Source organism: Streptomyces sp. LS1784 (assembly GCF_020103755.1).
Lineage (GTDB): Bacteria > Actinomycetota > Actinomycetes > Streptomycetales > Streptomycetaceae > Kitasatospora.
Map to the genome: position 1 here is coordinate 1 of NZ_JAHSQD010000579.1, position 5032 is coordinate 5032.

At 72.3% G+C, this 5032-nt stretch carries 5 protein-coding genes; 2 read left to right on the top strand and 3 right to left on the bottom strand.

The window, feature by feature from the left end:
- Positions 1-411: 411 nt before the first annotated feature.
- Complete coding sequence (locus KS423_RS38150; RefSeq protein WP_224284324.1) at positions 412-816, bottom strand: SgcJ/EcaC family oxidoreductase; 405 nt, start codon at positions 814-816, stop codon at positions 412-414.
- Between the two features lie 765 nt (positions 817-1581).
- Between KS423_RS38150 and KS423_RS38155 the strand changes: the two genes are divergently transcribed.
- Together KS423_RS38155 and KS423_RS38160 are read left to right on the top strand one after the other, a co-directional pair.
- Positions 1582-2613, top strand: a complete 1032-nt coding sequence (locus KS423_RS38155; protein ID WP_224284325.1) for an alcohol dehydrogenase — start codon at positions 1582-1584, stop codon at positions 2611-2613.
- 100 nt (positions 2614-2713) lie between these two features.
- Complete coding sequence (locus tag KS423_RS38160; protein WP_224284326.1) at positions 2714-3019, top strand: YciI family protein; 306 nt, start codon at positions 2714-2716, stop codon at positions 3017-3019.
- A gap of 79 nt (positions 3020-3098) precedes the next feature.
- Here the strand turns inward: KS423_RS38160 and KS423_RS38165 are convergent, their stop codons facing one another.
- Positions 3099-4190: a PP2C family protein-serine/threonine phosphatase gene (locus tag KS423_RS38165; protein ID WP_224284327.1), complete on the bottom strand. Its 1092-nt coding sequence runs from the start codon at positions 4188-4190 to the stop codon at positions 3099-3101.
- Between the two features lie 193 nt (positions 4191-4383).
- Positions 4384-5032 (bottom strand): SpoIIE family protein phosphatase (locus KS423_RS38170; RefSeq protein WP_224284328.1); only part of this gene is annotated, 649 nt, incomplete at its 5' end.

Here is a 5032-nt window from a genome sequence, read left to right on the forward strand (position 1 = left end):
GGCATCGCGACCCGGTATGACAAGAGCCCGGAAAGCTACCTCGCCGGCCTTCACCTCCGCGCCTCGATGATCTGGATCGATGATCTCCTGCTGACCACTGATTGATCACAACATCACACAGGCCCTAAGCCGACCTTTCGGCTTCCCCTCACCCCGGGGGCCGGACAGGGACCACCGGAGTGACCCACGAGGGCCCGTGCCCGCGCGAAAGCGCGGACACGGGCCCTCGTGCCGTTCCCCGGCCGGGTACTCGACGACACCGGCGCGGTGCCGGAGCTCGCCCACCGGTCGGGCATCCGTTCCTCGCCCCCACCACCCCGGCCGCGGCGCTGCGCACCGGTGACGACACCGTCCGCAAGGGCAGCCTGACCAACTTCGCGGCCGGCCGGAGGGGCTCGACGGGCAGCCGGATCAGCCCGGAGAAGGCAGGGCCGAGGAATGGTGGTTGAGGATCAGCCACCTGCCTCCACGCAGCTCGTAGACGAAGGTGTAGCGGGCGTCGACCGTGGACTTGCCGCCGTTCTTGTCGGTCAGCGTGAACTGGTAGAGGCCCGTGTCGACGGCGCTCGTGGGGTCCAGGACGGTGATGAACCGCTCCTGGATCTTTCCGACGGGCTTGCTCGCCAGGAACTTCGTGAAGTAGTCGACGATCCCGGCGTGACTGGTACGGATGTCGGAGACGGTCGGCAGCAACACGGCATCGGGAGCGTAGAGGTCCGCGACACGGTTCGGGTCGCCGGTGGCCAGGGCCGCGTTCCACTTGTCGAACAGGGCGGCGATCTGTTGTTCGGTGGGGAGTTGGGCGGTACTCGCCACGACACTGCGCGTAGCGGGAGGCTGGGCGCCGCTTGCGGTCCCGTACGTCGCCCCCGTTCCCGTGAACAGAACGGTGGCGGTGAGGGCGACCGCTGCACAGTACTTGCGTCTCATGAACACCTCCTGTGTCGTCGGTGGTCCATCAGACGGACACTGCCCAGCGTCTCTCGGCGGAGCTGCCCATGCACCTTGAAGCGACGGGGAAGCGGCCACGCACCGATCGACTTCTGCGATCCGCTCGCCCTCGGAGACGAGAAGGCCGAAGCCCGCCACCGCTCTTCTGCCGCCACGCGGCCATCTCCAGGACGTCCAACGGCAGCCCGGTGCGCATGTGGTGGGCGGCCTGCCGGCCGACGAAGCGTCGGGAGTGTGCGAGGCGGCCGGGCGGCGACGGAGCGGTGGCCGGCGGCGACCGGCTGCTTTGCACCGAGTGCGGCCCGCCGCGCCGTAGGCGGTCCGACCGGAGACGTTGCCGATCCGAGGGAGTGTCAGGTTCGTCAGGCCTGGTAGGCGCTGCGTGCGTTCGCCATGCACGCCCACCCCTCCCCGTCTGTCGCGAAGAAGTTCGTGCGGGTGCACCGATCCGCCCGCCGCCGGTGCGCAGGGCCCGACCCGGACGATCACGCACCACGGCCACGCCCGCCCCGAGCGCAACCAGGGCGATCGGGGCCGGTGGCCCGAGCCGGTCCCGGCGAGCGTGATCAGGCCGGAGCTGGTCTGCTGATGGTGAGAGCTGTTCGTGCCGGTGCACCGGGAGGAATCCGGATGAGTACCCATCGAGTGGCACAGGTGGCCTTTGCCGGCGGGCCGTTCGAGATCGTCGAGCGTGACGTGCCGCGGCCGGGCCCCGGGCACGTGCGAATCGCCGTGGAGGCCTGCGGAATCTGCCACGGCGACGCCATGTTCGTGAACGCCGGGCTGCCGGGCGTCCGGTTTCCGCTGGTCCCCGGGCATGAGATCGCCGGGCGCATCGAGGAGCTCGGCGAGGGAACGCAGAGCACCGGTTGGCGGGTGGGCGACCGCGTCGCGGTGGGCTGGTTCGGCGGCAGCTGCGGGTACTGCGCCGCCTGTCGGCGGGGCGACCTCATCCTGTGCCTGAACCTGAAGGTCCCCGGCGGGGCGTACGACGGTGGCTACGCCGAGGCGGTGGTGGTGCCGGCCGACGCCCTGGCCCGGATTCCCGACGCGCTGGCGGCCGTCGATGCCGCGCCGATGGCCTGCGCCGGGGTGACCACGTACAACGGGCTGCGGACGAGCTCCGCACGGCCGGGCGACCTCGTCGCCGTACTCGGCATCGGCGGCCTCGGCCACCTGGGTGTGCAGTACGCGGCCGCCATGGGCTTCGAGACCGTGGCCATTGCCCGCGGCGCCGACAAGGCCGACTACGCCAAGCAGCTCGGCGCGCACCACTACATCGACAGCACGGCCGGCACTCCCGTCGCGGACGCGCTGCAGTCCCTCGGCGGTGCCAGGGTCGTCCTGGCCACGGCCGCGAACTCCGCCGCCATCACGGCGACCGTGGACGGGCTGTCCCACCGGGGTGAACTGGTGGTCATCGGCGCGGACACCGAGCCGTTGGGGATCGCCCCGGTCCAGCTGCTCATGCGCGCCCGGACCGTCCGCGGCCACCCGGCCGGCAGCGCGCAGGACATCCAGGACGCCATGGCGTTCAGCGCCCTGCAGGGAATCCGCCCGATGATCGAGACCGTGCCGCTCGACCGGGCCGACGAGGCGTACCACAGGATGCTCCACGGTGCCGCCCGCTTCCGCATGGTGCTCACCACCGGAACGGGGTGACGGGAGACCGTCAGGCCGCCCTGGGCCACAGGCCTGGTCGGCGCGTCGCCGCCGATACCCCTGCGCGACCGGCCGGTTACCCAGCGCTATGATGTTGATCATGTTCATTCTTGAGCTGACCTACATCGCGCCGCTTGAGCGCATCGAAGCGGCCCACCCCGAGCACGTTGCCTGGCTCGACTCGAACTACGAATCCGGCGTCTTCATCGCGTCGGGCCCCAAGGACCCCCGCGACGGTGCGGTCATCGTGGCGGTCGGTGTCGACCGGACGCAGATCGAGGGCATCGCCAGGAGCGACCCGTACTCGGTGGCGGGGCTGGCCGAGTACACCGTCACGAACTTCCTGGCGATGAGGACGTCGCCGGCGCTGGAGGAGTACCGGCACCAACCGCCGCCGCCCCGGTAGTCGCCCGGCCCGTGCTCCTCGTGGCGGTAGCGCCCGGGAGAGGGGGCGCGGGCTCGCTTCGACGGCGTCGATGAACCGGTCACCGCTCCCGGCGGACGGCGAGCAGGGCCGCGTCGTCCGTCAGTCCGGAGCCGACGTACGCCCGCACGTCCAGGAGCAGCTCGTCCAGCAGGGCGTCCGGCTCCCCGTGCGGGAGGGCGGCCAGGCGCTGGGCGAGCGGGTAGAACCGGTTCGCCGCGTCCCGGGCCTCGGACACGCCATCCGTGTAGAGCAGCAGCAGGTCGCCGCGGTCGAAGGCGAGCGACTCGGCGCGGTAGCCCCCGCCGACCAGGCCGAGCAGCGCCAGCGGCGGTGCGTCGACGGACGGCTCCACCGTGCTGACCTGGCCGTCATGGCAGAGCAGCGGCGGCGGGTGCCCGCAGTTGACCACGACCGCCGGCCCCGGTGTGTCGGGGATGCTGACCAGAACCGCCGTGACGAACTCCTCGCTCGCCGGACGACGGACGAGAGCCGAGTCCAGCCGCCTGGCCACCTCCGCCAGATCCGGCTCGGCCCGCGCGGCCTCACGGAACACCCCCAGCACGTCGGCCGCAGTCTCCACCGAGGCCAAGCCCTTGCCGCACACGTCGCCGAGGAACAACCGCACCCCGTACGGGGTCGGCATCACCTCGTACAGATCCCCGCCGATCCGTGCCTCGGCCTCCGCCGCCACATAGCGCACCGCGACCGCCAGCGGCCCCATCCGCCGGGGCACCAGGCGCAGCAGGGCACGCTGCGCGGCCTCGGCGACCGTGTGGACCCTGGCCAGTTCCCGCTCCTGGCCCGTCACCACCACGACGTTGGCGCAGCTGAAGAAGGTGACCATGACCACTGCGGCCGCCGAGGTCGCCATCACGATCGCGGGCACGGCGGCGTCGTAGGCCGCCATGGCGACGACGAGCGCGCCGGCGACCACCCCGGCAGCCAGCGGGACGGTGGCCCGGCGGGTGCCCACACCGGCCAGGACGGGGAGGGCGGCGAGTATCGGGGCGAACGTGATACCGGGCCCGCTGGCGAAATCCAGCGCCACCGTGGTCGCGATCAGCGCGTAGCCGCCGATCGTGACCCGGCGCGACCACCTGGGCAGGAACCGCGGCGAACGCCACGCCCTCGTGTTCGAGACATCAGCCACCGGACTGCCCTTCTGTCCCGCTCGTCCCCACAGCCGCGTCGTTTCCCCACTCCACAGTTAAGCGCCTCTCCTCTCCCGGATCGACCGGCGGCGCCGCGTCGACACCTCCGGCCCGCCCGATGCGGCCCGCGCCCCGGAGCCGGACGCGCTCGGCGTGGTCCGTTCGAGGAACGCCGATGCCCGGTCGCGGTCGTCAGTCCTCGTCGGGCAGGGCCTGCTCGGTCCAGATGGTCTTGCCGTCCTCGGTGTAGCGGGTGCCCCAGCGCTCGGTGATCTGGGCGATGATGTACAGGCCGCGCCCGCCCTCGTCGTCCCGGGCGGCCTGGCGCAGGTGCGGCGAGGTGTGCCCGGTGTCGGAGACCTCGCAGATCAGGCTGCGGTCCCGGATCAGCCGGACCCGGACCGGCCCGGGGGCGTACCGGATCGCGTTGGTGACCAGTTCGCTGACGATCAGCTCGGTGGTGAACGCGAGCTCTGCCAGGCCCCATTCGTCCAGCCGGTCGGTGGCCAGGCGACGCGCCCGGGCGACCGCCGCCGGGTCGGGCGTCAGCTCCCAGTCGGAGACCTGCCCGGCGTCGAGCCGGCGGGTGCGGACCAGCAGCAGGACGGCGTCGTCGTCCACCGGGCCGGGCAGCAGGGTCGCCAGCGCCTCGTCGCACAGGCTCTCCAGCGGCCGGCGCAGCCCGGCCAGCGTCTCGGCGAGCCCGCGCCGGCCGTCGACGGCCTCCACCAGGCCGTCCGTGTACAGGGCGATCAGGCTGCCGGCCGGCAGGTCCAGCTCGGCGTGCTGGAACGGCGGGCCGCCCAGCCCCAGCGGCCGCCCGGCCGGCAGCTCCGCGTAG